This window comes from Shewanella sp. Isolate13, assembly GCF_022398325.1.
Taxonomy (GTDB): domain Bacteria; phylum Pseudomonadota; class Gammaproteobacteria; order Enterobacterales; family Shewanellaceae; genus Shewanella.
Genome location: NZ_JAKEVD010000013.1, coordinates 17,551 through 42,635, shown reverse-complemented (window position 1 = coordinate 42,635; position 25,085 = coordinate 17,551). Strand labels below are relative to the sequence as shown.

Here is a 25,085-nt window from a genome sequence, read left to right as displayed (position 1 = left end):
AATTGTCGGGCGCATATTAGAGTTTATCGAGAGATGATGATGACACCTTTAACCTTTTTTAAGGCGCTGGCCGATGACACCCGACTGCGCAGCTTGCTGCTGATCCAGTCTGAATCAGAACTGTGTGTTTGCGAATTGATGACCGCGCTCGATGAGAGCCAACCTAAGATCTCTCGCCACTTGGCACAGTTACGAAAGCTTGGCCTGTTGGTCGATAGGCGCCAAGGACAGTGGGTTTTTTATCGTATCAACCCAGAGCTTCCCTCCTGGGCGAATGATATTTTACATACCTTAGCTACCGAGCAGGCAGGCTTAATCGACAGTAACTTAGCTAAGCTATTGCAGATGGGTGATCGCCCGGAAAGAGCTAAGAATTGCTGTTAGTTGTCGATTTTATTGAGCAAAGGTTTTTGCTGTTTTTACTCTAATTAGGTCAAACATTATGGGTATTTTTGAGCGCTATTTAAGTGTGTGGGTGGGTCTAGCTATCCTTGCGGGTGTTTTTCTAGGTAATTTATCTCCGGAGACCTTTGCCATAGTTGCAGGGCTTGAGTATGCCCATGTGAACTTGGTTATCGCGGTACTGATCTGGGTAATGATCTATCCGATGATGATCCAGATTGATTTCTCGGCCATTAAAGATGTGGGCAAAAGCCCGAAAGGCCTGATGCTAACCTTAGTCATCAACTGGCTGGTGAAGCCTTTTACCATGGCAGCCTTAGGTTGGTTGTTTTTTAGGGTGTTCTTTGTCGATTTGGTCGATCCACAAACCGCAAACGAATATATTGCTGGCATGATCTTGTTGGGGGTTGCGCCTTGTACGGCCATGGTGTTTGTCTGGAGTCAGCTGACTAAGGGCGACCCTAACTACACCTTGGTGCAAGTGTCGGTGAATGATTTGATCATGGTGGTGGCCTTTGCCCCAATTACTGCCTTTCTGCTTGGGGTGAGCGACATTCAAGTGCCTTGGGCAACCCTGTTATCTTCTGTGGTGCTCTATGTGGTGTTGCCTCTTGTTGCTGGTGTGATAACAAGGCATCTGTTGCAGAAAAATGGTGATGAAACGCAACTCAATGGGTTTGTGGCTAAGCTAAAGCCTTGGTCTATGTTGGGACTGCTGGCTACGGTTGTATTGTTATTCGGTTTTCAGGCTGAGACCATTATCGCCCAGCCACAGAATATTGCGCTCATTGCCATTCCATTATTGATTCAAACCTATGGCATCTTCTTTATCGCCTTCTTTATCGCTAAGCGGATGAAGCTAACCCATAAGATTGCCGCCCCGGCTTGCATGATTGCCACATCAAACTTCTTCGAGCTGGCGGTCGCTGTAGCTATTTCATTGTTTGGTCTACACTCAGGCGCAGCACTTGCTACTGTCGTTGGCGTGCTGGTGGAGGTGCCTGTGATGTTGTCGCTGGTGGCGATAGCTAATCGTAGTCGCCATCTGTTTGCGGATGAGGCTACGGCAGCGAGTTAATCGAGAAACAGAGTTATCTGTGCTAGCAATAGATTCAAGTAATAGTACCGGCTGGCATGTTCAATTAAAGAGTTTACTTACACCCTTAAAAGTTAGGTTGAGAGATAATTATGACAATCAAAATTGGTATCAATGGCTTCGGTAGAATGGGGCGACTCGCATTGCGCTCGGCATGGAATAACAGTGAAGTTGAATTTGTACAGATCAACGATCCCGCCGGTGATGCAGCAACACTGGCTCACTTGCTGACATTCGACTCGATTCATGGCCGCTGGTCTGAAGAGGCGACGGCAGAAGGCGACACTATCGTCATTGGCGATCGCCGTATAGCGACCAGCCAGAACAAAGCGATTACCGACACCGACTGGTCTGGTTGTGACGTGGTGATTGAAGCATCGGGCGTGATGAAGACTAAAGCCTTGCTGCAAGCCTATCTAGATCAAGGGGTAAAAAGAGTCGTGGTTACAGCGCCTGTGAAAGAAGAGGGCGTACTCAATATCGTCATGGGGGTTAACCATGATCTCTACGATAAAGATATTCACCCTATCGTGACCGCCGCATCTTGTACCACTAACTGTTTGGCCCCTGTGGTTAAGGTGATCCATGAGAGCATTGGAATCAAGCATGGCTCGATGACCACTATCCATGACATCACCAATACTCAGACAATTTTAGATGCGCCCCATAAAGATCTGCGCCGCGCTCGTGCCTGTGGCTTAAGCCTTATTCCAACCACCACTGGCAGTGCGACAGCCATTACCCATATCTTTCCAGAGTTAAAGGGTAAGCTAAATGGCCATGCTGTGCGTGTACCGCTGGCGAATGCCTCGATTACTGACTGTGTGTTTGAACTTAATCGTGAAACAACAGAAGCCGAAGTGAACCAGTTGCTTAAGCAAGCGGCTGAGGGGGAGCTTAAAGGCATTTTAGGCTATGAAGAGCGTCCGCTGGTGTCTGTGGATTATAAAACCGATCCGCGCTCAAGCATCGTTGACGCACCATCGACCATGGTGGTTAACGGCACCCAAGTCAAACTCTATGTCTGGTATGACAATGAGTGGGGCTATGCCAATCGCACCGCAGAGCTGGCGATCATGGTCGGCAAGTTGGATCAGGCTTAGAGGGAAAAGCTGGTCCTAGGTTCTAGGTTCTAGGAAAAGCAGGACGCTTTGCTTCTAGGTTCTAGGTTCTAGGAAAAGCAGGACGCTTTGCTTCTAGGTTCTAGGTCCTAGGACAAGCAGGGCGTTTTGCTTTTAGGCTCTAGGAAAAGCAGGGCGCTTTGCTTCTAGGTTCTAGGTTCTAGGAAAAGCAGAGCAAGCGAAGACTGTGCTAGCTGGGACGAATGCTTTGGCTGTTGATTTTTCCTCGCAGCGAAGCGTCCTAGCAGTGGCGAAGCCACGCCCTAGTATCCTAGGTCCTCTTATTGGTATATAGAGAGTAAGCCGTGATAGCTAAATATCGTTCTTTGCCTGATAGCGTTAAGCAATACTTAATCGTTACCGGGAACTACTGGGCATTCACACTCACCGATGGTGCTTTGCGCATGTTGGTGGTGCTGCACTTTTATGATTTAGGTTATACGCCGCTGGCAATTGCCATGCTGTTCCTGTTTTATGAGATCTTTGGCGTGATCACTAACCTTGTTGGTGGCTGGTTAGGTGCGAGACTTGGCCTCAATAAAACCATGAACATTGGCTTAGGGCTACAGATTGTCGCGCTATCTATGTTGTTATTACCAGCTGCAATGCTCACCGTACCTTGGGTGATGGCGGCGCAGGCGCTATCGGGGATCGCTAAAGATCTCAATAAGATGAGTGCCAAGAGCGCGATTAAAACCTTAGTGCCTAAAGATGCCGAAGATAAGTTATATCGATGGGTCGCGATATTAACCGGCTCTAAGAATGCGCTAAAAGGGGCTGGTTTCTTCTTAGGGGGCTTATTGCTGTCGCTTGCAGGCTTTAGCGGTGCGGTGGCGATAATGGCGGTAATGCTGTTGATTGTGTGGTTTGGCAGTATGCTGAGTTTGAAAACCGATCTAGGCAAAGCTAAGTCAAAGCCTAAATTTACTCAGATATTTTCGAAGAGTGATAGCGTTAACATTCTTTCTGCCGCACGCCTATTTCTGTTCGCCGCGAGAGACGTATGGTTTGTTATAGCCTTGCCAGTGTTTCTCGCTAGCCAGCTTGGCTGGGAGCATAGCAGTGTAGGGGCTTTTCTGGCGCTCTGGGTAATCGCCTATGGCATGGTGCAGTCCATCGCTCCCTCTTTTACAGCACGCAAGCAAGCGCCCGATGGCAAAGTGGCAACTTGGTGGGTGGGCTTACTCACATTGGTAACCGCTATCCTTGCCGTGCTGATATTGACTGGCTGGGTTGCTCCTCAATTCACACTGATTGCTGGGCTAATGATTTTCGGCACCGTCTTTGCGATTAACTCCTCTCTACATAGTTACCTGATTGTCAGTTATGCCGGAGAAGACGGCGTCTCGCTGGATATTGGCTTCTACTACATGGCTAATGCGATGGGGCGGTTGCTGGGAACTGTACTTTCTGGTTGGGTCTATCAAGCGGCAGGCTTGTCGGCTTGCTTGTTTATTTCGGCTGCGATGTTGTTTATCACCTTTGTTATCTCCTTCAAATTGCCTCGGACTAACACTCAAATTAAAAGTTGAGCGCTGCTGTATAGCTATAATGCCGCAAGGCGCTATGGCAAAACCGTTCAAGTTTATTTTTCAACCTTTCCAAACGTTAACAATTCGTTGTACTCTGTTTGAAAGTTTGAGTGTGTTTTTCATTCTAGATTACGCACTCACTTTATTAGGACCTTTTGATCTTGCTAAAGCGAGGGAAGATCAAAAAGCCCTAAATGCATGATTATAAATATAAATAATAACGATAAATTCTCTGTATCGACGAGGTTTGAATGGAAGCTATTACGAATTTTGTAAGCATGATCAATGGTGTGGTCTGGGGGACGCCCATGCTGGTCATGATTTTAGGGGTAGGATTATTCCTGACCTTTGGTTTGCGCCTGATGCCAATTTTAAAGCTAGGCACAGGTTTTAAACTCCTGTGGTCTGGGCGTATTCCCGATAAAGATAAGAGAATGAAAGGCGAGATTAGCCCCTTTAACGCCTTGATGACGTCACTCTCGGCCACCATAGGTACGGGTAATATTGCCGGCGTGGCAACCGCGATTTTCATCGGTGGTCCCGGTGCGCTGTTTTGGATGTGGTGTACCGCGTTGGTGGGGATGGCAACCAAGTTTGCCGAGGCTGTGTTAGCGGTAAAGTATCGTGAAGTCGATGACAATGGCAACCACGTTGGTGGCCCGATGTACTACATCAAAAATGGTCTTGGATCCAAGTGGGCTTGGCTAGGCACAGCCTTTGCGCTGTTTGGTTCATTAGCGGGATTTGGGATCGGTAATACGGTTCAAGCCAACTCGGTCGCCGACGCGCTGAGCAGTAACTTTGGTGTGCCAACATGGATTACCGGTGTAGTACTTATGGTGCTGGTGGGTGCGGTATTGATGGGCGGTATTAAACGTATTGCCGATGTCGCCGGTAAGCTGGTGCCTATGATGACCATTTTCTATCTGGCAGCGGGGGTGGCGGTATTAGTTGTCTACGCCTCAGAGATCCCTGCGGCAATTGAGTTGATCTTATATAGCGCCTTTAATCCTGTTGCCGCGCAAGGTGGCTTTGCAGGTGCGGCAGTTTGGGCCGCGATTCGCTTTGGTGTGGCTCGAGGCGTGTTCTCTAATGAAGCGGGTTTGGGGAGTGCACCTATTGCCCATGCCGCGGCGCAGACCAACAATCCTGTTGCCCAGGGCTTAGTGGCGATGTTAGGAACATTCATCGATACCCTAGTTGTCTGTAGCATCACAGGTCTGGCGATTATCGTCTCTGGCGCATGGACTTCGGGTGAGAACGGTGCGGCGCTAACCTCTTTCGCCTTCTCTCACGCCTTCCCTATGGGGAATTATGTAGTGGCTATCGCTTTGAGTATTTTCGCCTTCACCACTATCTTGGGCTGGAGTTTTTACTGTGAGAAGTGTGTGCAGTTCCTATTTGGCATTAAGGCGATCAAGCCATTTAGGATCCTTTGGACAATCGTGGTGCCTTTAGGGGCGGTCAGCTCGCTGGAATTTATCTGGTTATTGGCAGATACGCTTAATGCCATGATGGCGATCCCTAACTTGATCGCCTTGGCGTTACTTAGCCCTGTGGTATTTGCACTTACCAGAGAGTATTTCTTGAAGAAGCGCCAGGCGGATATGGAATCACAACAGGCTAAATAGCCGCGGCTGCATAAACTAAAAAAGCTCCTGATGTGTATTCAGGAGCTTTTTTTATCGCGCTAGGCTTATGCCCAAAAGTCATCTTCACTTAAATCGCGCTTTAATTGTGCGCGTTCAAGATAATCTTCAAGGCGCTTTTTTACCGCTTTTTTGTGTGCTAACTCGTCAGCAGCCTGCTGATTCTTAGGCGTTGTTAATGCCTCAATTTCTGCATCGTTGGGCACAAAGTCAATAGTCTGAGCCATCACGAATTCCTCTTAGCTAGGTATCCATTGGCCCGAATCGCTCTATTAGCGTGTAGGGAATGCTGTCGATACCTTCAGGTTAATAACTAAACAATGTAAGCGCTCATTGGCTTGCTTGGTTAAACCTTATTAGTGAGTGCTTAATTTGGAATTTAGCAGGGAGTGATTTAAAAATATGCGATCAATGTAACAAAATTACATTTTTAGTTCGAAATTTATTATTTTGGATGTTTTTTAGTTGCTTAATGAAATTAAGCAACTAAAAGTCTTATATTAGGGCTTTGGTCATTTACCCTAAATAATAATTAAAATAGACCTTTAAACAGTGAGTTATAGCTCAAAACTGTAATTGTATCCGAGCAAAATCTTGGCATCGTCATTTTTAAGATCTGTATCACTGACAACAAAAGACACCGTTCCGAAATTGGTCTCTTTACTGAGAGTCAGTGAGTAATCGGCATAGCTGCTGACGCCGTACCAAGCGGTTACTACGTCGCCACTGGAGTACCCATAGTGGGCTGCAATCAAGAGGGTATCAGACAGGTCATAGCTTAAGGTGGTTTGCAGATACCCCATATCGGTGTTATCCAGTGGCTCAGTTGTGACGTCATCTCCAGCATTGACTAGGTGAGAGTAGCTTATTTCGATCCATTTCCAGCTAATCGCAGCACTGACTTCACCTAGGTCTATGTTGCCATCTGCGTCAGGGTAGGCGTAGTAGAGATAGCTCACATCATAGCCAAACTCCTCTCCAATGCTGCCAGCAAATCCACCATAGAGATCGATTTCATAGCTAGTGTCATCGCCAAAATCGACATTCGAAGCCCAGGTGCCAAGATAAAAGCCTGAATCGTGGCTGTAGTCGATACCACCTTGCACTGCTGTACTGTCATCGGTCTGAGTGATCCCACGCCATAGGTAGTTAGAGGTTGCACCTATGTTTCCTTCAACCGCTGCATGTGCAGTGCTACTCAGTAGTGTGGCCATTAGAACTGCAGTGCTCTTTATAAGTAACTTGTTCATTCTATTCCCCTTCGTAGAAACATTATTGTGGTTTTACTTCAGATAAGAATTAGCAAACTCTAAGCCAATAATTTTATCGTTTAAAAACAGTTGTTTGAGTTTTGTGGTGTAAGAGGGGGTGAGGTATATGATTCAGCTTGGGGCAACAGGCACCGTGATAGGGCAGTTACAGCAATAGCATTAAGTAATTAGTCTACTCAGCAGCACTCAAGGATTTTAATTCCCACTGAGTGAACAGATACTCAATGCAATTGGTATACGATGAAGACTAATTTAGGATACAAAAAAACCTCCATAAGGAGGTTTAGTTATTTACTGCGGAAACAGTGATTTAGTTAACGCTATCTTTAAGCGTCTTACCTGCTTTGAACTTAGGTACGGTAGCCGCAGGGATCTGGATTTCTTTACCAGTCTGTGGGTTACGACCTGTACGCGCTGCACGCTGTGTTGTTTCAAAAGAGCCGAAACCAACGATAGAGATCTTCTCTCCACTCTTCATTGCTTCAGCAACTGCTTCTTCAAAAGATTTTAGGGCGCGAGCGGCTTCAGCTTTAGTTAGTTCTGCAGATTCAGCCATTTTTGCAACAAGTTCAGTCTTATTCATTTGAATAGTCTCTTCTTTCCGTAGATTTATTTGTTAGTAGCGTTATGTAACATGCCACAAGCTTCTGCAATTTAAAAGCGCTTTAACCCTATGAAATAGGGCTTAAAGTCAAAAATAGGGGCGATTTCTCAGTTTTTTACTCTTCAAGTAGCTGATAAATGATCTGTTTCACGGTATTTGGCTCGAAAGGTTTATCGCACAGGGCATTCACACCAGCCTGAGAAACGTTATTTAAATGGGTCTCATTGGCCTCCGATGAGACCATTAAGATCGGAATATGTGATTGTTGGCTATCGTTGCGAATAAACTGGGTTAACTCGAGTCCATCGACACTTGGCATGTTGTAATCGGTGATGACTAAGTCAAACATCTGCTGCTGCATCAGTTCAATGGCTTGTTGGCCGTCTTCAGCCTCGGTGATGAGCCTTAATCCAAGGTTGGTGATGGTGCGTTTAATGACGTTGCGGGCCATTTTGCTGTCATCAACCACCAAGACGCGTAGATCTTGCACGTCAAAGTGGGTTAAATCTAATTCATCATGGCTGAGTAGGTCGATGGTGGCGTTTAATGCCTTACCTAAGTGTTCTGCTGTAAAAGGTTTAGGCAGTATGGCGACCACGCCAGATTGGCGGTAGCTCTCTAACTGTTCGCGACGACACTCGCTGGAGACCAACATAAACTGAATATCGCTAAAGTGCTGGGATGACTTGATCTGTTGCAGTAACTCCAGCGCGGTGCCATCTTCGTAGTGCATGGCACTTGCCACGAGATCCGGCTGGTGGCGATTGATGATCTTTAGAGCCTGAGCAAGATTGGTGGCTGTTTGGATCTGTTGGATCCCTTCCTGCTCAAGACGCTGGCAGATGATTTTTCTTTGAGTATCAGATGGTTCTACCAATAAGATTGACAGTTCGCTTGGCTGTAAATGGCGCATAGATTCAATTACCGATTTTAGTTATTGCTATTAATGACTGCTATTTTGGCGTTTTCTAGCCTAAGTGCTAACGCAGGAGCCCCTAAGGCAATGCTTTATTTAGGCAAGAGGTTCCGGCTTTAAATAGAGGCGAGTCTTGGGGCTGAAGGCCACCCAGAACTGAAATGTCATCGCGATAAGTGCTGCCACTACGATGGCGACGATAGGGATATTCTGCCCCTTGACGATAACCACGACATCTTCAGGGGTAATTTGATAGGCGATAATGGCTGCGGTTGCTAGTGCAAGCAGCGCAACGGTTTGAATCGCCAGATAGATCTTGAGTACGACACCAGCCCAGAAACGGCGCATGATAAGACCGTAAAGTACTGGGAAGACGCCGAGAGTTAGCAGATCGAATGCTTGCGTGCTCAAAGTGCGCCACAGTGCAGCAATGGCGAGTAGAGCATAGAGAAACATCAAAATAGCTAACAGTGGATGTGGTTTTGTCATTGGGTACCTAAAGTCGTCATATTTTTTATATTCTTGTTGTGTGGAGTTTAAAAAAAACCGAGTGTCGCGTCTATAAAACAAGCCGCTTCGCCGTGAGATTGTTTAGCTAAGCTGGCGGGGAATGCGTTAGAATAGCCAGCATTACAAGGTACGATTAGAGAATCCAATGACAGAATCTGAGTTTTGGGCATTAGTGACCCGAACATCACCACAACAAGATCAAACAGAGCTTGCCGAGGCACTAAAACAGAAGTTGAGCCCGCTGAGTAATGAAGATCTGAGAGATTTTGACAAGATATTTGGTCAGCAGATGCGTCGTTCATACACTTGGGATGTATGGGGCGCGGCCTATATCGTCACGGGCTGTGATTCTGAGTATGCCTTTGCCGAGTTTCGTTGCTTCTTAATCTCTTTAGGCAAAGAGTGGTACGACAGGGTGGTTGAAACCCCTGATGAACTTGGAAATCTAGCTCAATGGCCGGAAAAAGATGGTTATGCCTATCCGTTTGTTGATGAGTACGATCTGATCGCTGGTCAGCTTTATGAGGAACGTGCCGATGATGAGCTACCTTATGTGCCATCCGGTCAGGCAAACCCTGCTGGGAAAAAGTTCTCCCATAAGAAGAAGCAGCTTAAGGCGGCTTACCCTCAATTAAGTGCGGCCTTTCCATTTTAAGTTGCACTGCTTAATAGCAAAACGAGGCCAAAGGGCCTCGTTTTGTATTCAAGCAGCGGTAATGGATTGTGCTAGTCAGCTCTTTATTCATAGCAGACTTCAAATTCGCTGTCGAAATCGAGTCCGTGGCTGGCACAGGTTAGCTCCATAAACTCTTGCTCTGAATCTAGCACCTGTTCATCAAACTCCGCTTGTAACTTTGACTCTAATGCTTGGTCTGACTCGGCTTGATGTTCAGCGAGAATTTCGTAGTGTTCGCTGATTGCTGCTTTCTCTTTAGCGGTAAATTCTTGGGCGTTAGCCTGACCGATAAAGCTAAATGCTATCAGCAGTGCAGCGATAAATGCCATGGGGCCAGAGAATGAGATCTTGCTAGTCGTTGAGTAGTTCATATTTGACTCCAAACAATAAAATGAGTGACCAGTTTCAGTTGCTTACTCTATCGCTGCATCTGTGTTGGCAGCTTAAAGAGCGCTGTTCAATGTTTAACTTGATACGAATGTTAGCGGATGTAACATGTACCAAAGCTGAACAAAAAGTGAACACCTAGTTCGAAGGGCGGTCATTACCCGTTTTGATTATTGTTCAGGCGGGCTGAGGGAAAAGGGATAGAAAACTGGGGAGCAGAGTTAACGCTTGTACAATTTATGCTTATCAAAAGTGAGAGTAGGCTGTAACTGACCCATTTTCATGTCACTTATCACTCGTCACTCATTGGTCATGGTCTGGCAGTGGAAGCCTTGTCGCATAGAGTCAAAGCCACAATTTAAGCCGCACTCCCAAGCCACACCATTAAGCTTGTCAGATGCTTGCTGGGCATAGGCTTTGCAGCTTGGATAGCTGTCGAAGCCATCTTTCATCTCATACCGCCCTGAGTTATAACCATTTTTATAGATAAAAGCCGACCAGTTTTCTGGTTGTGAAGCCGTCTCGCCTTGATTGATGCTAAAAATCGCCGCGACAAGCGCAGTAAATAAGATAACGACAAAGATGATGGGAGTGAACTTTTGCATGGACTCGGTTTCCTAAGACTTACGGATAACGCTCATAGCTTAACGGCTCATTATAAAAATCTAAAGAGCCGTACTGATGGCGTGTGATTCTGATGCAATTTGATGCAACTAGTTTGTTTATAATATGGTCTACTAATATGATTGTATGAATGACAAAGATCTAATGTACTAGGTTAAGCAGCGATACAGGAACTGTGTTGTATAGTTCAATTGTTAATCACTCGCTTATGTTCAAGGGGGAAGCATATGACATTGAAAACTCTATTTGTAGCCGGGATACTCGCATCTAGCTCAGTTTGGGCGGCAGATGAAGCGGCTGAGAATCCAGTGACTGAAGACGGTGTGGTGAAAGTTGAGTGGCAAGACCCAAATAGTTTTCGTGATATTCGCTCTAGTGGCGATATTCAATCACGCTTCGAGACGCGCACCTTTGATCAACTAACCAAGAACCTGAATAAGGAAGCTAGCAAAGTGCTAAAACCGGATCAGAAGCTTGAGATGGTGGTAACCGATCTGGACTTGGCTGGCGATGTGAGACCTACATTTGGTGCAACCACTAACGACTTACGGGTAGTCAAAGATATCTATCCACCACGTATAACCTTTAGTTATAAAGTGATCGAGGGAGATCAGGTGATTATCGCGGGCGACGAAAAGCTAACAGATATGAACTTTATGCATTCAATCAATAAGATGAATAACAAGCCGTATCGATATGAGAATGAGATGCTAACATCTTGGCTTAAAACATCGATCGCCCCTCAGTTGTAGACGTTAACCGCCAACTTGTGCAGCAATAGCGTTATCGACTGTAAACAGGCTAAATGAGCTTACTGCTTGTTTAGCCTGTTTTTTTGCTTGGGCGCTATAAAGTGACAGTTGATGTTCATTGCAATTGATTGTGACGTTAGGTGGCAGGAGCCCCGCAGTGAGGGAGATAAGGCCATGGTAACAGCGTTTGCCATCCCTATCCTCAGCCAACATCCGCTTAGCTTGCCAGTGCTTCGCTGAATAGAAAGTTGCTTTCACTGCGTCGAAATCCTCGATAACTTGTACAGCCTGGCGCTCAATCTCTGGGCTGGTGCTTATTATTACAAAGTCATCTCCGCCCACATGACCAATAAAGTTGCTATTGGTTTGTTGGCGTAAGAGTAGCCGAGAGACTTCCATAATCACTTCATCACCTCGGTAGAAACCGTAAATATCGTTGTATGGCTTAAAATGAGATAGGTCAAAATAGGCCAGATAGAAGGGCCTTTTTTGCTGGCGTAGCCTCTGTAGCTCCTCTTGAATGGGGATGTTTCCGGGGAGTCCGGTTAGCGGATTCGCATGCCTCGCCATGGCAATTTTCTGTTCAGTTATCTTAGCTAACAGATCTTTGGTTTGGCCGATACCGAGTAGCTTGCCTTGCTTTAGGATGATAAATTGCTGCACGACAAGATCGCTCGATTCTTTAGTGAGTCGTTGGCTAACCTGAGAGATGGGCATATCGGCTTCGATATGGATAAGCTCAGTGGTTAGCACCTCATTCACGCTTCTATTTTCGTGCAAAGCTCGGCCATAGGGAGTGCTAAACAGCTCTATGATTTGACTTCTTTGCACCATACCTATCACGCGCTCGCCTTCCATCACAACGATAGCTTGTAAGCTAGAATTTTGATTGAACTGCTCACCGATAAGCTTAAGTTTGCTGTGAGATAGGCAAGTTGTGGCCTTGCTACACAGGCTCTGAGCTGACTCGGCAAAGCGCACCTTTTGCGTAGTGGGTTCTAAGGCGGGGTCAAATGGGATATGGCGGTTGGGCGAGGAAGCTGGGCGGCCGAGCAGAAAACCCTGACAATAGATGATCCCTAACTGCTTCAGAACCGCAAGCTCTCCATGAGTCTCAATGCCCTCGGCTATGACCTTGCAACTGAGGTTTTGACACAGGGCGATGATGGATCGAACAAACTCCTGTTTTACCGAAGAGGTATCGATTGATTCGATAAAGTGGCGATCGATTTTTACATAATCGGGGGCCAATTCTGACCATAGCCTTAATCCAGAATAGCCCGCCCCGAGATCATCGATCGCTGTTAAAAAACCTTGGCTACGGTAATGATTGAGACAGGACTTAAGCAGATCTATGTCATCGGCTGGATACTGCTCCGATAACTCGATGACAACCTGAGAAGGATCTAGCCCTAGCTCTTGTACTAGGCTTAGGGTGAGCCCTTTAGCATGGTTGGGCTCGAGTAGCGCCTTAGGAGAGATATTGAGAAACAGTTTGCCGGGGAGCTGGGTATTTTTAAATTGCTGAATGGAGATCCGTCGACACAAGGTTTCGAGTTCCGATAGGCGTCCCTCGTAGGCAGCCGTTGTAAATAGTGGTACAGGTGAAAATAGTGGACTATGCTCAGGCCCTCGGCTTAGTGCTTCATAGCCGTGAATTTGATGGGTAGAGAGATTACATATAGGTTGAAAGACTGCTTTGATTTTTTCTTTATCGATGATCTTTGAGAGTTCGAATTGCAGATCGATTGCGGACATCCTTTCCTACCCGATTGTGTGTGTGGTAGCAAAGTGTATGACACAGGTGTGACAGTGAGATGACAGATATCAATCCGCTTTTAACGGATTGATATTCTGGGTGTTACTTTGAATTTGACTTAAAAGCCTGCATGGTTTGTAGCAATAAACCAAGCTTAGGTACATGGCTTTCAAGGCCTTTAGCCATAGACTCTGGATCTTGAATAAAGCCTTCCATCTCGGCAGCTAGCTCTTGCACGTATGGGGTAAAGCGATTGCTTTTAGTGGTGAAGCCCTCAGATGGACTGAAAATGGCATCAAATTTTACGTGGCCAGCCTTTTTAAGCTCGTCGAGTCTCGCATCGGCATCGATGGCTTGGCGGTAGGCGGTTTGCAAACTGGCTTTAAGTTGCTCGATAACCTGTGTGTGTGGCATAACAGCCTCTCAATTAGAAATTTTGCTAAATTATAAGGGGCAAGCATGATAGCAACAAGTGTCGTTAAGCGTTTATTCGCCATGGTAGGCTTAGCTATGCTGTTTGTGGCATTGACTACCCAGGCAGCACCGAGTGATAAGCCGCCATTTTATCAAATATCCTATCAAGGAAAGGTTGCCTACCTACTAGGGTCCATTCATGTCGGTGAAGCCAACTTTTTTCCACTCGCACAGCAGATTGAGCAGGCGTACAAACAGTCGGCTGCTGTGGTGGTAGAGGCGGATGTACGAGATGCCGATGTGCCTGCGTTGTTAGCTAAATATGGCTCAAAGTCACTGCCTATGGATGATCAGACTCAATCGATTATTAGCCAATATTGCCAAGATAAGCAGCCCTTCTGTACGGCGATTGAAAACTATGCGCCCTGGCTACAGTCGATGCAGGTGAGCATAGGTCGTTATGCCGCATTAGGCTACAGCGGTGACTACGGGGTGGATGCCGTATTAGTGAGCAAGGCTGGCACTAAGCCCATATATGAGTTGGAAAGTACTGAGTTTCAATTTGAGCTATTGGCATCTTTCGATGCCAGCACTCAGTGGAGCATGGTGCGTGAGGCAATAGAGGCGCAAGATACCGATATGCTTAAGCTCATTTCGGCTTGGCGTAGCGGTGATGAAGCCGAACTGGCCGACTTGATGGAGGGGGAGATGCTCCGCGAAGGTGAGATTGAGATGGTTGAGAAAATGCTCTGGGGGCGTAACCAGACTATGGCGCAAGGGATCGTTAATTTAATGGAGTCTCCCGAGACGGCGCAGCCACTATTTGTTGTGGTGGGAGCCGGACATCTGGTGGGGCAAAAGAGCGTACAGTCATATTTGCAACCTCTAGGTGTGAAGACTAAAAATTGCTGGCAGCAGCAGTGTTTGTAAGCTGAATATTCTTCATTCTGGATGTGATTATCGGGTTTGGCCGTTTTGGGGTATAATGCGCCGCTTATTTTAGTTTTCCTGTCATTTTGAAAGGTTTTATCGGTTTGAATAAAGAATACTGTATCGATTTGAAGGCGTTGCCATCGCTATTCACTCTTTATCGCAAGATATTTTTTGGACGCAAGCCCGGTTGGGATGAGCAGCCATTGCCGATGATCAAAGTGAGCAGTGAGAATGTTGCTCTGTCTCAGGACAAAGTGGCGCAATACGCTAAAGTGTGTGGATTCGACTTCGATGGCAAAACACTGCCGCCGACCTACCTTTATGTGATGGCGTTTAGGCTGCATGCGGTTATCTTTACCCATGATGCGATTACTTTTCCATTACTTGGGATGATCCACCTAAAAAATAGCATCACCTTACATCGCAGTGCGCGTGTGGATGAGAAATTCGATATCCAATGTGCATTGACAGATAGCCGTATAACGGACTCTGGACTCGAGTTTGAGTTAGTCTCTAAAGCTTACATTGCTGGCGAGCTGGTGTGGGAGTCGGTGTCGACCTATCTGTACCGCATAGAAGGAAAGACTAAACGAGTCCGTCCACCTAAGGCTAATGATATGGCTTGGCAAGAGCCGGTAAGCTGGAGTTTGGCGGAAGACTTAGGTCGTCGCTATGCCAAGGCATCGGGTGATTATAACCTGATCCATCTTCATCCTGTGATGTCTAAACGTTTCGGTTTCGATCGCGTTCTCGCTCACGGCATGTGGTCGAAAGGTCGCTGTATCGCGCAGTTGATGCCAACTATTGGTGATCGCGCCTGTCAGATTGATGTGGCTTTTAAGTTACCGCTGTTTATGCCTAGCAGTGTTAGCTTTGCAGCCGAGCAGCTTGAGGATAAAACTGTATTTGAGCTCAGAGATCAAAAGGGACGCCGTCCACATCTGAGTGGCGAAATCACTTTTTTATAAGCAGTCACATCAATAAATGAGAGGCGCTTTTAGCGCCTTTTTTAATGCTATTTTCAGCGTTATGAAGAAACCTCTCCTCGCCAGTTTGAGCGTAAAATCGGCAAAAAAATAACCAGTTTATTGACGTAGATTACAAAAAGCTAAAATAACACCCTATTGTTATTTTCTCGCTATCTGAGATCACCTATATTGCAGCGGTAACTACCCTACATAAAAATAAAACGTGGAAAAATTCGAATGCATTCAGATATTGAAATTTCGCGCCAACATACCTGTTTACCTATAACCGAAATCGCCAATGAGTTGGGCCTACTGCCCGATGAAATTTCCTTGTGTGGTGCCAACAAGGCGAAGGTTTCATTGTCAGTCGCTAAAAGATTAGCGGATAGACCAAATGCCAAGTTAGTGATTGTGACGGCTGTGACACCGACCCCTTTTGGCGAAGGTAAAACCGTAACGACCGTAGGCTTGACCCAAGCCATGAACCTTAATGGCATTAAGACCTGCGCCTGTATTCGTCAGCCGAGTTTAGGGCCTGTATTTGGCACTAAGGGCGGGGCTGCGGGCGGTGGTTATGCGCAAGTCGTCCCAATGGAGGAGCTGAATCTGCATTTGACCGGTGATATCCATGCGGTCAGCAGTGCCCACAATTTAGCGGCAGCCGCTATCGATGCGCGTCTATTCCATGAGACTCGTCTTGGGGCAGAAGCCTTCGCTCAAGAGTCTGGTTTAACTGCACTCGATATCGACCCAGATAATATCCTTTGGCGCCGAGTGGTTGATCATAATGAACGTAGCCTAAGACAGATAAAAGTAGGTTATGGTGCAGTCAATGGTCCAGTACATGAGTCGGGATTTGATATTACCGCCGCATCAGAGTTGATGGCGATTCTAGCACTAAGCCAAGATCTAAAAGATCTTAGGCAGCGCATTGGCCGCTTAGTGTTGGCGCTTAATACTCAAGGTGAACCTATTACCGCCGAAGCGCTAGGCGTAGCGGGTGCGATGACGGTGATTATGCATGATGCGATTGAGCCAACCTTGATGCAAACTTTGTCAGGTGATCCTTGCTTTATTCATGCAGGGCCGTTTGCCAACATTGCTCACGGTAACTCCTCGATTATCGCCGACACCATTGCGGCAAAGCTTGCGGATGTGGTCGTCACAGAGGCGGGCTTTGGCTCCGATATGGGCTTTGAAAAGTTTAGTAACATCAAGGTGAGAGAGTCGGGTTATGCTCCGAGTGCGTCTGTCGTTGTGGTAACACTTAAGGCGCTTAAAGCTAACAGCGGCATCGAGTCTAGCAAAGATATTAATCTACCCGATATGGAGCGCCTACAGGCAGGGTTCGCCAACCTAGAGTGGCATATCAACAACGTCAGCCAATATGGTGTGCCAGTTGTGGTTGCGATTAACCGCTTCCCAACCGATACCAACGAGGAGCTTGAGTGGCTGAAGCAGGCCGTTGAGCAGACGAAGGCCTTTGGTAGCGAGATTAGCGAAGCCTTTGGTAAAGGTGCCGAGGGAGCGACCAAGCTTGCGGATATGGTTTACCGAGCGACACAAACCACCTCTGACTTTAACCTGTTGTACCAGAGCAACAGCAGTCTTGAGTCTAAGCTGATGACGCTGGCGGAAGTGGGCTACGGTGCATCGAGTGTCACCTTATCTGAAAAGGCTAAGTCACAGCTAAGCTGGCTGACTAAGCATCATTATGGTGAGTTACCTATCTGTGTCGCCAAGACCCCGATGTCGATAAGTCATGACCCTAACATTAAAGGGATCCCGACAGGCTTCGAGCTGCCTATTACCGAGCTAAGGCTCAACGCAGGGGCGGGGTTCGTCACGGCGCTGGTGGGCCAAGTGATGACCATGCCAGGGCTTGGATTAAAGCCAGGCTACCTCAATGTCGATATCAATGATGATGGTGAGATTGTCGGCCTAGCTTAAGGACGATAGCAATAGATAATAAAAAGCCCCGATAACATAAGTTGTCGGGGCTTTTTCATATTAGAGCGCGAGAATGAATTTATTCTGCAGCGGTTTGATAGATATGCACATCGCGTTGTGGGAACGGAATGCTGATCCCTTCTGCGTCGAAGCGCATTTTAACTGTGCGGGTGATATCCCAGTATACATCCCAATAATCTTCAGGCTTAGCCCAAGGACGGACGATAAAGTCCACCGAAGATTCACCTAAGGTGTGTAGCTTAATCATAGGCTCAGGATCTTTAAGCACGAGTGGATGTGCCATTACGATATCGGTAAGTACTTTCTCTGCATGCTCGATATTATCGCCATAACCGATACCAAAGGTCATATCTACACGACGCTGATGTTCAACGGTAATGTTGTTGATGGTATCGCCCCAAATCTTATTGTTTGGCACGATAAGTCTTTGGTTATCTAAGGTCTTAATGGTAGTTGATACTAAGCTCATGTGGCTTACACGACCTGTTACACCGCCGGCGTTGATCAGATCGCCCACATCGAATGGACGGTAGATCAGAATCATCATGCCAGAAGCGAAGTTAGACAGGGTATCTTGCAGCGCAAAACCGATAATCACACCGGCGATACCGAAACCGGCAAGCAGTGGAGCGAGCTCGAAACCAAGCTGAGATAGGGCGATTAGTAGACCCAGAGCAAATACGGCTTTACCCGATAGCGAGATAAAGAAGTCTTGCAGTAGCATACTGAATTTAAGCTTAGAGTTGCTTACAGTCTTCTGTACTACGCGCTTAACGACTTTGCCGACTAGGCTAGAAAGGAACAGGATTAGGCTGAAAATGATCAGCTTAAATAGAATGCCTGCGCCATTTTCCATTGCTTGAGTCTTAGCGATAGTCATCCACTCAGACAACAGGCTGCTAGCCACATCGAAGTTCAATACATCTTGGGTGATATCTCCGGAAATGCTAAACAGTGTTTGTTTATAAAGTGCGGTATCTTGGCCTAGAGAGTCAAGCAGCTCGATAGTGGTCGAAAGGCTAGTAGAACTCTGATCTAAGCGTTCCTTTAGCTCAACCACAAGCGACTTTTGCTCGCTACTCACATCGGCGCCAGCCACTTGCACATCGGCCACAGCCTGAGTTAAGCGCTCTTGGTTGTAGTAGACAAAACTGTTGAGATCGTCGGCACGAGTAATCAGGGTGGCGATAAAGGTTTTGCTTTGTGCATCGGTATCGATTCCAGCATCTTTAGCCCAGCTTAATAGACTTTTTTCAGCCGTGAACAGTTTGTCTTGCTCGCGCTGGATCTGCATCAGACCCACCATGATCTTATTGTCGTCGCCGCTACCGACTTGACCCATAAGGTTAGCTCTTTGTTTCTCAAAGTAAGCTTCTACTTCGTTGGTAAAGACTAACTGCTTAACGATATAAGGCTTTAGAAAAGCGTAATCAGGATCGGCTTTTTCCACCTGAGTCTTTAAAGTGTCCTGGAGTAAGGCTGCATTGCGACCAATGCGATATTCAAGGAAACTTTTAATTTCGCCTTTAGTATTCGGTAGTGCTTTTACATCAGCATCGATCAGGCTTTGAATTTTGTTTAGGTTATTGCTTAATTCAGTATTCTCTGTACTTGCTGTCGCTGCATATGAGCAGAAGCAGAAAATAAGCATTAAAATTTTGGGGAGCATTCTATGCATTAGGTGTGTCCGATAGGTCTCTGGATCTAGTAATAATATTACGACATTGGAAAACTGTCGATTTGTTATTGTAATAGTGACAAGCAAAATAGCGAATACAGGGATAAATCTGCTAAGCTTTGCGGCTTTAATATTGGAGCAAAAGTGAGCCAATATGCAGCCTAAGAGAGATTACCTCAGTGATATGCGCCCATTGTTCTAAATCATTTGCGATAGATAAAATTGAAAACCAAAGAGGAAAGGGGCTGAGTACTGAGATCCAATGCCCTTTTTGTCAGGCTTGGTTAGGTAAAAGTGTGATTTTGTCTTGGGTTAAAATTATTAGTTTTTATACTGGTGCAATACTATTTGCGTGGAGTTACTTCGATACAGAGGTTAGAGCGGTGGGGATCCCTGTCGCTATTTTCGCTATTTTATTGATGCTGGTGAGCCATATCATGGATAACTTGAAAGTAAGGCAAGCGCCCGAAGTTGAAGTTGTTGATAACAGCGAACATCTTAAAAAATATCGTTAGTAGCGGATATTCAGACATTCACTCTGATGGCTTCGGGCCATCAGAGTATAAATACAGAGCTACTTATTCGAGCTAAAATTAGTCAATGACTTGTTTAGTCAACGACTTGGACTTGCGCTTCAAGTGCCGCTTCTACGTAATAAATACCGCCGAGTATCGCAACAAAAAATAGCGTTGTCATGATGATGAACTTTAAGTTTCTACGAATTACTTCAAGCATGATATTTGCGCCTTTTTAAAAGATAAACTCTTGTTTAATATCACTATGGATACCATTTTACGCTAGCAATATTAGTGGTTAGAGCTTAAGACAGTATTAAATGCTATTCAAGTTTAGGTGATCTATCTCACAAACACTTTGTAACTCTTACCTTCATTGAAGGCTTGACTTCAATCCTCAGCCACATAAACTTGTCATGTTTTAACACACAAGGTTAACACTGTGATTCTAATGAGTAACGTAAAGCAGAAACTGGTAATGGGGCTTCTAGCCGTATTCCTGTGTCTGTCATTTGCCGCGTCCGCTCATAGTTTGAGTCATTTGGACGATGGCGCTAAAACCCATTGTACTCTGTGTTATCACCAACACCAGGTCAACAACCTGCTTCCCAGTTGTGAGCTTCATATCGCTGTAGAGCGTCAGGGAGTTGTCAGCCAAGAGTACATCCTTCCAAAGTCTGACTCGCGTCATGTGAGTTTCTTTAATAGCCGCGCCCCTCCAGTATCAGCGTAATTCTTCATATCAAACAATAACTAAGAATTTTTTTAAGCATTCCCACCGGGAAGGCTTAGCTGTATTTCGGAGAATAAAATGACTATTTCAACTATGCGCCTATCAGGCGTAGCTGCAGCATGTGCGCTACTTTCAACTCAAGCATTGGCAAGTGATCCTAGCCTGACAAACCCTGCCATTAGTGCCGTGCTAGACGGCTATTATCAAAGTGGCGAGCGACCGATGTCAGAACGGGTTGAAGGCTTTGGTTTAGGCCATACCGAGTTGGCGATGAGCGCCAATATCGATGATATGTTTTATGGTAAGTTAACGGCGGTTGTCGAGATGCATGACGGCGAAACTGAGCTGGGTTTAGAAGAAGCCTTCATTCAAACCTTAGCAATGCCAGGTGGCTTCTCTATTCGTGCAGGCCGCTTCTTGTCGGATATCGGCTACCTGAATAATCAGCACGTACATACAGATTCCTTTTCCGATAGACCTGCCGCTTACCGCGCATTTTTAGGCAGCCACTATTTCGATGATGGTGTGCGTTTGAGCTATGTAGCACCGACGGATCTGTATTGGACCATGGGGGTTGAGGCTTTCAAAGGTGACAACATGCGCGCCGCCGATGAGCATGGTGAGCGTGACTATGAAAACTTAGGGGTGTATACCGCATTTACTAAGCTTGGTGGCGATGTGGGCGCTAACGGTTCATGGCAGGCTGGTTTGAGCTACTTGCGTAATGAGAATGGCCGCATGACCGCTGATGAACATGATCATTCTGAGCCAGAAGGGCATGAAGATCATGGTCACGACCATAGCCACAGTGCGCAGTACACAGGTGAAAACACTTACGTTGCCGACTTTGTCTATAAGTGGGCGCCAAACGGTAACTACAAGTATCAGCACCTAACACTGAGTGGTGAATACTTCCGTGTTACTGATTTTAAGCCTCTGGAAGAACACGATGATCATGAAGAACATGGCCATGGTGATGAAGGTAAAGACTATCAAGAGGGCTGGTACTTAAGCAGTGTTTACCAATTCTCGCCTCATTGGTCTGCGGGTCTACGCTACGGCCAAGTCGATACCCAACTGATGCATGGCGATCACTTCGATCCGCAAAAGCTTAAAGAGACTGAGGTGAGCCTAGCTTGGCACCATAGTCACTTTTCTACCGTGCGTTTGCAGTATACCAACCAGCAAGGCACTAACTTTGATGGCTTCGAAGATGACAACATCATCACGCTACAATATGTCATGACTCTGGGGGCCCACGGTGCGCATCAATTCTAAGCAGTTATTATCTAAAGGGGCAAAAGCCCTCACGCTAGCATTAGCCCTTGGTGTGACCAACAATGCGGTTGCAGGCTTAAATATTTTTGCTTGTGAGCCGGAATACGCCGCATTAGCGAAAGAGCTGGCGCCAGATGCCAAGATCTATTCGGCCACGACGGCGATGCAAGATCCGCATCAAGTGCAAGCGCGCCCCAGTCTGATCGCTAAGATGCGCCAGGCCGACCTGGCAATCTGCGCCGGAGCGGATCTAGAGGTAGGTTGGCTACCTATGCTGCAGATGAAGTCGGCAAACGCCAAGGTGCGTTCGACGGATCAAGGCTTGTTCTTTGCGGCCGAGCAGATCGACACACTGGATCAGCTCGAGTCGGTGGATCGCTCCATGGGAGATGTGCACGCAAAAGGTAATCCGCATCTGCATTTCGATCCCAATCGTTTACTCGATGTGGCAACAGCCTTGACGGCCAAACTTGTGCAGTTAGATCCCGATAATAAAGCACAGTACCAGTCGTCATTAGTTAGCTTTAGCGAGCGTTGGCAGGCTGCGATCCCTCATTGGGAAGCAAAGGCGCAAGCCTTGCAGGGCAGCAAAGTGATCGCCTATCACTCCAGTTTTAAATACTTGTTTAACTGGCTAGGGCTGGAGCAGGTTGCGGATCTCGAGCCAAAGCCAGGGATACCGCCGAGTAGCTCCCACCTAGCAAGCTTATTAAATCGTGCCAAGCAGGGCGATATATTGGCAATCGTTATCGCCTCATATCAGAGTGAGCGTGGGGCTGATTGGTTAGCCGAGCGCTCGGATCTTCCGGTTCTCGTCTTGCCTATGTCGGTTGGTGGTAACGATCAGAGTGTCGATCTGTTTACGCTATACGACAGTGCAATTGCGCTCTTGTTGAGTGCCAAGCAGTAATCGTTAGTTGCAATGCTACACGCCTAATCAGCCAAGGTTAGGCACGAATAGGACGGATCTCGACTAAGGGATCCGTCCTAGATTTATCAATTATGATATAGAGTCATTACCTATGTTTGATCTCGATCTTCTCTCTATCCTGCTGCCTGCTTTCGCTGCGGGGATCTTGGTGTTATCCACCCATGTTGTCTTAGGGCAACAGGTATTAAAGCGAGGCATTATCTTTATCGATCTGGCGATCGCTCAGGTCGCAGCATTGGGTGCGATCGTTGGCCATCTAAATCATGACATCGAAGCTTTGCCATTTTCAAATGTGTGGATGCCTGCATTATTTGCCATCGCAGGGGCCGGTTTTATCGCTTGGCTATCTAAGCGGATGGCCGATGAACTGGAAGCCATTATCGGCTGTTTCTATGTATTAGCGGCTGTGGCGGCCATGTTACTGCTATCAAACGATCCCCATGGCGCAGAGATGTTGAAGCAATTGATGTCTGGCCAGATCTTATGGGTGAGTTGGAGCCAGCTAATCTTGCCTGTTGTTGTCTACTCGGCTATTTTGCTCGCCCTGATCTACCGCCCCTCTCTACTCGAAGGGCGAGCCTTCTACCTGCTCTTCGCCGTGGTCATCACGCTTTCTGTGGAGTTGGTTGGCGTATATCTGGTGTTTAGTAGCTTGATCTTGCCTGCGTTGGCGGTGAATCACTTCAATGGCCGATTCAAGTTAGCTTGGGCTTATTTCGTTGGTTTAGTCGGTTATGTTGCGGGTTTAGTCCTCTCTGCCACTTTAGATCTTCCTAGCGGCGCAGCCATAGTGGCGACGTTAGCTGTGACAGCAATAGTGTTTAGGCTTTGCCTCTCTTTGAAGAGCAGACATTCGGCTTTAGAGGGCGGCGGATGAACTAGATTTATGTCAGGTCAGACCTTACGGCCAAAAGAACTAAGTTAAAATCCTCGGCTTAGAATGCATGAGATTAAAGTTCGCTTAAGCTATTTACGCTAAAGTTCCGTGATTTTAACTTCGTTTGGTCTGCATTCAGGCTACACGTGTAAACTAATGTTCATTGACATAAGTCGTATTTATATTGAGTCGCATCTAGTTGGTGGCTATACTGGCGCCAATTAAATCGCGGGAGATTCTAGTGCTGTTAATCCTTAGATGTTTGATCTTGTCTATCATGCTGGTATTAGCCTTTATTATCGGTGGCTTAGCTTGTATTTTACGTCCTCGTCATCGAGACAACGTACATATGTTCGCCAAAGTATTTTCTTGGGCGGCTCCAGTATTGGGCATTAAGGTCATTGTACGTAACCCGCAAAGTCAAAGTGGTAAGCCGTGCATTTTTCTGGCAAACCACCAGAATAACTTCGACATGTTTACCCATACCGCGGTTGTGCCAAAAGGCACCGTGAGTCTAGGTAAGAAGAGTCTCGCCTGGATGCCGTTATTCGGACAGATCTATTGGCTATCGGGCAATATTCTTATCGATCGTAAAAACCGCAGCAAAGCCTTTGACACTATGGCGGCTACGGCGCGTAAGATTAAAGATAAGTGCTTATCGGTATGGATTTTCCCTGAGGGCACACGCTCTCGTGGTAAAGGTCTGCTGCCATTTAAAGCCGGTGCATTCTATACGGCGATAGCCGCCGGGGTGCCTATGGTACCTGTGTTAGCCTCAAATCAATGTCATATTAAGCTAAACCGTTGGAACAATGGTGTAGTGATCATTGAGATGATGGAACCGATTGAAACTACAGGCATTGATAAGACACAGGTGAAAGAGCTCTCTAAACGTATTCACACTATGATGTCGGAAAAGTTGTCACAGTTGAACCAAGAAGCTTCTGCATTAATGACTAAAGCGGTATAATCGGTCGCGAAATTTTTGAGGAGTCATCGATGTCTATTGAACGCCAGTTAAACGAACAGAAACAAGAAAACCGTGAGATCGTTGAAGCGATTCTTGCTGACGGTTCATTACCCGATGCCGAGTACACTATCGAGCATCACTTTTCATCGACAAATTTCGATCGTTTAGAAAAGGCGGCTGTTGACGCATTTAAGCTAGGCTATGAAGTCAATGACGCCGAAGAGATGGAGCTAGAAGATGGCTCTGTGATCTACTGTTTCGATGCCGTAGCTAACCATGAGTTAAAGACGGATCTGTTAGATAGCGCTTGTGAGAAAATGATCGAGCTAGCGGCTAAGCAGAAGATCGATTATGACGGTTGGGGAACTTATTTCATCGATGAAAATGGCGAAGAAGTCAGAGATGAAGATGAATATGAGGACGAAGACCTACACTAGGTCTTTGTTGCTTAGAAACAAAATGCCCATCTAGATGATGGGCATTTTTGTTTTTAACGTCTATCACTCAAACTTAATTAA

28 protein-coding genes are annotated in these 25,085 nt (G+C 46.4%); 17 read left to right on the top strand and 11 right to left on the bottom strand.

Annotated features, from left to right (window positions below):
• The first annotated feature begins 39 nt into the window (after nt 1-39).
• The 5 genes from L1D44_RS10455 to L1D44_RS10435 all read left to right on the top strand — a co-directional run bounded on the left by L1D44_RS10455 (nt 40) and on the right by L1D44_RS10435 (nt 5,782).
• Entirely contained in the window at nt 40-384 is a 345-nt protein-coding gene (locus tag L1D44_RS10455) for a metalloregulator ArsR/SmtB family transcription factor (RefSeq protein WP_220767129.1), read from the top strand.
• A gap of 58 nt (nt 385-442) precedes the next feature.
• The gene (gene arsB / locus L1D44_RS10450; protein ID WP_239890430.1) at nt 443-1,480 is read left to right on the top strand and encodes an ACR3 family arsenite efflux transporter; all 1,038 of its coding nucleotides are present in this window, start codon (nt 443-445) and stop codon (nt 1,478-1,480) included.
• A gap of 110 nt (nt 1,481-1,590) precedes the next feature.
• Nucleotides 1,591-2,601 (top strand): ArsJ-associated glyceraldehyde-3-phosphate dehydrogenase, encoded by a 1,011-nt coding sequence (locus L1D44_RS10445; protein WP_239890428.1) that lies wholly within the window; start codon nt 1,591-1,593, stop codon nt 2,599-2,601.
• 323 nt (nt 2,602-2,924) lie between these two features.
• Nucleotides 2,925-4,151, top strand: a complete 1,227-nt coding sequence (gene arsJ / locus L1D44_RS10440) for an organoarsenical effux MFS transporter ArsJ (protein WP_239890426.1) — start codon at nt 2,925-2,927, stop codon at nt 4,149-4,151.
• Between the two features lie 251 nt (nt 4,152-4,402).
• Entirely contained in the window at nt 4,403-5,782 is a 1,380-nt protein-coding gene (locus L1D44_RS10435; RefSeq protein WP_239890424.1) for a sodium:alanine symporter family protein, read from the top strand.
• A 65-nt stretch (nt 5,783-5,847) separates the two neighbouring features.
• On the opposite strand, the gene L1D44_RS10430 is transcribed toward L1D44_RS10435, so the two are convergent.
• From L1D44_RS10430 to L1D44_RS10410, 5 genes are all read right to left on the bottom strand, one after another.
• Nucleotides 5,848-6,027 (bottom strand): hypothetical protein, encoded by a 180-nt coding sequence (locus L1D44_RS10430; protein WP_220767070.1) that lies wholly within the window; start codon nt 6,025-6,027, stop codon nt 5,848-5,850.
• 330 nt (nt 6,028-6,357) lie between these two features.
• Nucleotides 6,358-7,050 (bottom strand): TorF family putative porin, encoded by a 693-nt coding sequence (locus L1D44_RS10425; protein ID WP_239890422.1) that lies wholly within the window; start codon nt 7,048-7,050, stop codon nt 6,358-6,360.
• 331 nt (nt 7,051-7,381) lie between these two features.
• Nucleotides 7,382-7,654, bottom strand: coding sequence for an HU family DNA-binding protein (locus L1D44_RS10420; protein ID WP_202721201.1), 273 nt, complete (start codon nt 7,652-7,654; stop codon nt 7,382-7,384).
• 136 nt (nt 7,655-7,790) lie between these two features.
• Nucleotides 7,791-8,588 (bottom strand): response regulator, encoded by a 798-nt coding sequence (locus tag L1D44_RS10415; RefSeq protein WP_239890420.1) that lies wholly within the window; start codon nt 8,586-8,588, stop codon nt 7,791-7,793.
• A 99-nt stretch (nt 8,589-8,687) separates the two neighbouring features.
• Complete coding sequence (locus L1D44_RS10410) at nt 8,688-9,080, bottom strand: hypothetical protein (protein ID WP_239890418.1); 393 nt, start codon at nt 9,078-9,080, stop codon at nt 8,688-8,690.
• Between the two features lie 166 nt (nt 9,081-9,246).
• Between L1D44_RS10410 and L1D44_RS10405 the strand changes: the two genes are divergently transcribed.
• A complete protein-coding gene (locus L1D44_RS10405; RefSeq protein ID WP_220767074.1) occupies nt 9,247-9,756 on the top strand; it encodes a DUF4240 domain-containing protein in 510 nt (169 codons plus the stop codon).
• A gap of 83 nt (nt 9,757-9,839) precedes the next feature.
• On the opposite strand, the gene L1D44_RS10400 is transcribed toward L1D44_RS10405, so the two are convergent.
• Nucleotides 9,840-10,148, bottom strand: a complete 309-nt coding sequence (locus L1D44_RS10400; RefSeq protein ID WP_220767075.1) for a hypothetical protein — start codon at nt 10,146-10,148, stop codon at nt 9,840-9,842.
• Between the two features lie 315 nt (nt 10,149-10,463).
• Nucleotides 10,464-10,769, bottom strand: a complete 306-nt coding sequence (locus L1D44_RS10395; protein WP_239890416.1) for a hypothetical protein — start codon at nt 10,767-10,769, stop codon at nt 10,464-10,466.
• Between the two features lie 246 nt (nt 10,770-11,015).
• On the opposite strand from L1D44_RS10395, the gene L1D44_RS10390 reads away from it, so the two are divergent.
• Nucleotides 11,016-11,540 carry a DUF3016 domain-containing protein gene (locus tag L1D44_RS10390; protein WP_239890414.1) on the top strand — a complete coding sequence of 175 codons (525 nt, stop codon included), beginning with the start codon at nt 11,016-11,018 and terminating at the stop codon, nt 11,538-11,540.
• A 3-nt stretch (nt 11,541-11,543) separates the two neighbouring features.
• Here the strand turns inward: L1D44_RS10390 and L1D44_RS10385 are convergent, their stop codons facing one another.
• Complete coding sequence (locus L1D44_RS10385) at nt 11,544-13,298, bottom strand: bifunctional diguanylate cyclase/phosphodiesterase (RefSeq protein WP_239890412.1); 1,755 nt, start codon at nt 13,296-13,298, stop codon at nt 11,544-11,546.
• A gap of 103 nt (nt 13,299-13,401) precedes the next feature.
• A complete protein-coding gene (locus tag L1D44_RS10380; RefSeq protein ID WP_220767078.1) occupies nt 13,402-13,713 on the bottom strand; it encodes a prephenate dehydrogenase in 312 nt (103 codons plus the stop codon).
• 45 nt (nt 13,714-13,758) lie between these two features.
• Here L1D44_RS10380 and L1D44_RS10375 point away from each other — a divergent pair, with 45 nt between their 5' ends.
• From L1D44_RS10375 to L1D44_RS10365, 3 genes are all read left to right on the top strand, one after another.
• Nucleotides 13,759-14,643 (top strand): TraB/GumN family protein, encoded by an 885-nt coding sequence (locus L1D44_RS10375; RefSeq protein ID WP_239890410.1) that lies wholly within the window; start codon nt 13,759-13,761, stop codon nt 14,641-14,643.
• A gap of 104 nt (nt 14,644-14,747) precedes the next feature.
• Nucleotides 14,748-15,614, top strand: coding sequence for a MaoC/PaaZ C-terminal domain-containing protein (locus L1D44_RS10370; RefSeq protein ID WP_220767080.1), 867 nt, complete (start codon nt 14,748-14,750; stop codon nt 15,612-15,614).
• 237 nt (nt 15,615-15,851) lie between these two features.
• Nucleotides 15,852-17,564, top strand: a complete 1,713-nt coding sequence (locus tag L1D44_RS10365; protein WP_239890408.1) for a formate--tetrahydrofolate ligase — start codon at nt 15,852-15,854, stop codon at nt 17,562-17,564.
• A gap of 79 nt (nt 17,565-17,643) precedes the next feature.
• Here the strand turns inward: L1D44_RS10365 and L1D44_RS10360 are convergent, their stop codons facing one another.
• Nucleotides 17,644-19,263 carry a mechanosensitive ion channel family protein gene (locus L1D44_RS10360; protein ID WP_239890406.1) on the bottom strand — a complete coding sequence of 540 codons (1,620 nt, stop codon included), beginning with the start codon at nt 19,261-19,263 and terminating at the stop codon, nt 17,644-17,646.
• Between the two features lie 302 nt (nt 19,264-19,565).
• Here L1D44_RS10360 and L1D44_RS10355 point away from each other — a divergent pair, with 302 nt between their 5' ends.
• Entirely contained in the window at nt 19,566-19,778 is a 213-nt protein-coding gene (locus L1D44_RS10355) for a hypothetical protein (protein WP_239890405.1), read from the top strand.
• A 94-nt stretch (nt 19,779-19,872) separates the two neighbouring features.
• On the opposite strand, the gene L1D44_RS21760 is transcribed toward L1D44_RS10355, so the two are convergent.
• Nucleotides 19,873-19,998 carry a hypothetical protein gene (locus L1D44_RS21760; RefSeq protein WP_275660447.1) on the bottom strand — a complete coding sequence of 42 codons (126 nt, stop codon included), beginning with the start codon at nt 19,996-19,998 and terminating at the stop codon, nt 19,873-19,875.
• Nucleotides 19,999-20,229: 231 nt separating this feature from the next.
• On the opposite strand from L1D44_RS21760, the gene L1D44_RS10350 reads away from it, so the two are divergent.
• The 6 genes from L1D44_RS10350 to rraB all read left to right on the top strand — a co-directional run bounded on the left by L1D44_RS10350 (nt 20,230) and on the right by rraB (nt 25,004).
• Nucleotides 20,230-20,511: an ABC-type zinc uptake system zinc chaperone gene (locus L1D44_RS10350; RefSeq protein WP_220767084.1), complete on the top strand. Its 282-nt coding sequence runs from the start codon at nt 20,230-20,232 to the stop codon at nt 20,509-20,511.
• Nucleotides 20,512-20,589: 78 nt separating this feature from the next.
• Complete coding sequence (locus tag L1D44_RS10345; protein ID WP_239890403.1) at nt 20,590-21,789, top strand: hypothetical protein; 1,200 nt, start codon at nt 20,590-20,592, stop codon at nt 21,787-21,789.
• Nucleotides 21,773-22,699, top strand: a complete 927-nt coding sequence (locus L1D44_RS10340) for a zinc ABC transporter substrate-binding protein (RefSeq protein WP_239890401.1) — start codon at nt 21,773-21,775, stop codon at nt 22,697-22,699. Before L1D44_RS10345 ends, L1D44_RS10340 begins: the two co-directional genes overlap by 17 nt.
• Before the next feature lie 112 nt (nt 22,700-22,811).
• Entirely contained in the window at nt 22,812-23,597 is a 786-nt protein-coding gene (locus L1D44_RS10335; protein ID WP_239890399.1) for a metal ABC transporter permease, read from the top strand.
• A 241-nt stretch (nt 23,598-23,838) separates the two neighbouring features.
• Complete coding sequence (locus L1D44_RS10330) at nt 23,839-24,567, top strand: 1-acylglycerol-3-phosphate O-acyltransferase (protein ID WP_239890397.1); 729 nt, start codon at nt 23,839-23,841, stop codon at nt 24,565-24,567.
• 29 nt (nt 24,568-24,596) lie between these two features.
• The gene (gene rraB, locus L1D44_RS10325) at nt 24,597-25,004 is read left to right on the top strand and encodes a ribonuclease E inhibitor RraB (RefSeq protein ID WP_239890395.1); all 408 of its coding nucleotides are present in this window, start codon (nt 24,597-24,599) and stop codon (nt 25,002-25,004) included.
• The last annotated feature ends 81 nt before the right edge of the window (nt 25,005-25,085 follow it).

What these genes read in the sequence shown, in the direction of transcription:
- L1D44_RS10455 (WP_220767129.1), top strand. Translation starts at nt 40, where the DNA reads ATGACACCTTTAACCTTTTTTAAGGCGCTGGCCGATGACACCCGACTG.
- arsB (WP_239890430.1), top strand. Translation starts at nt 443, where the DNA reads ATGGGTATTTTTGAGCGCTATTTAAGTGTGTGGGTGGGTCTAGCTATC.
- L1D44_RS10445 (WP_239890428.1), top strand. Translation starts at nt 1,591, where the DNA reads ATGACAATCAAAATTGGTATCAATGGCTTCGGTAGAATGGGGCGACTC.
- L1D44_RS10435 (WP_239890424.1), top strand. Translation starts at nt 4,403, where the DNA reads ATGGAAGCTATTACGAATTTTGTAAGCATGATCAATGGTGTGGTCTGG.
- L1D44_RS10430 (WP_220767070.1), bottom strand. Translation starts at nt 6,027, where the DNA reads ATGGCTCAGACTATTGACTTTGTGCCCAACGATGCAGAAATTGAGGCA.
- L1D44_RS10425 (WP_239890422.1), bottom strand. Translation starts at nt 7,050, where the DNA reads ATGAACAAGTTACTTATAAAGAGCACTGCAGTTCTAATGGCCACACTA.
- L1D44_RS10420 (WP_202721201.1), bottom strand. Translation starts at nt 7,654, where the DNA reads ATGAATAAGACTGAACTTGTTGCAAAAATGGCTGAATCTGCAGAACTA.
- L1D44_RS10415 (WP_239890420.1), bottom strand. Translation starts at nt 8,588, where the DNA reads ATGCGCCATTTACAGCCAAGCGAACTGTCAATCTTATTGGTAGAACCA.
- L1D44_RS10410 (WP_239890418.1), bottom strand. Translation starts at nt 9,080, where the DNA reads ATGACAAAACCACATCCACTGTTAGCTATTTTGATGTTTCTCTATGCT.
- L1D44_RS10405 (WP_220767074.1), top strand. Translation starts at nt 9,247, where the DNA reads ATGACAGAATCTGAGTTTTGGGCATTAGTGACCCGAACATCACCACAA.
- L1D44_RS10400 (WP_220767075.1), bottom strand. Translation starts at nt 10,148, where the DNA reads ATGAACTACTCAACGACTAGCAAGATCTCATTCTCTGGCCCCATGGCA.
- L1D44_RS10395 (WP_239890416.1), bottom strand. Translation starts at nt 10,769, where the DNA reads ATGCAAAAGTTCACTCCCATCATCTTTGTCGTTATCTTATTTACTGCG.
- L1D44_RS10390 (WP_239890414.1), top strand. Translation starts at nt 11,016, where the DNA reads ATGACATTGAAAACTCTATTTGTAGCCGGGATACTCGCATCTAGCTCA.
- L1D44_RS10385 (WP_239890412.1), bottom strand. Translation starts at nt 13,298, where the DNA reads ATGTCCGCAATCGATCTGCAATTCGAACTCTCAAAGATCATCGATAAA.
- L1D44_RS10380 (WP_220767078.1), bottom strand. Translation starts at nt 13,713, where the DNA reads ATGCCACACACACAGGTTATCGAGCAACTTAAAGCCAGTTTGCAAACC.
- L1D44_RS10375 (WP_239890410.1), top strand. Translation starts at nt 13,759, where the DNA reads ATGATAGCAACAAGTGTCGTTAAGCGTTTATTCGCCATGGTAGGCTTA.
- L1D44_RS10365 (WP_239890408.1), top strand. Translation starts at nt 15,852, where the DNA reads ATGCATTCAGATATTGAAATTTCGCGCCAACATACCTGTTTACCTATA.
- L1D44_RS10360 (WP_239890406.1), bottom strand. Translation starts at nt 19,263, where the DNA reads ATGCATAGAATGCTCCCCAAAATTTTAATGCTTATTTTCTGCTTCTGC.
- L1D44_RS21760 (WP_275660447.1), bottom strand. Translation starts at nt 19,998, where the DNA reads ATGCTTGAAGTAATTCGTAGAAACTTAAAGTTCATCATCATGACAACG.
- L1D44_RS10350 (WP_220767084.1), top strand. Translation starts at nt 20,230, where the DNA reads ATGAGTAACGTAAAGCAGAAACTGGTAATGGGGCTTCTAGCCGTATTC.
- L1D44_RS10345 (WP_239890403.1), top strand. Translation starts at nt 20,590, where the DNA reads ATGACTATTTCAACTATGCGCCTATCAGGCGTAGCTGCAGCATGTGCG.
- L1D44_RS10335 (WP_239890399.1), top strand. Translation starts at nt 22,812, where the DNA reads ATGTTTGATCTCGATCTTCTCTCTATCCTGCTGCCTGCTTTCGCTGCG.
- rraB (WP_239890395.1), top strand. Translation starts at nt 24,597, where the DNA reads ATGTCTATTGAACGCCAGTTAAACGAACAGAAACAAGAAAACCGTGAG.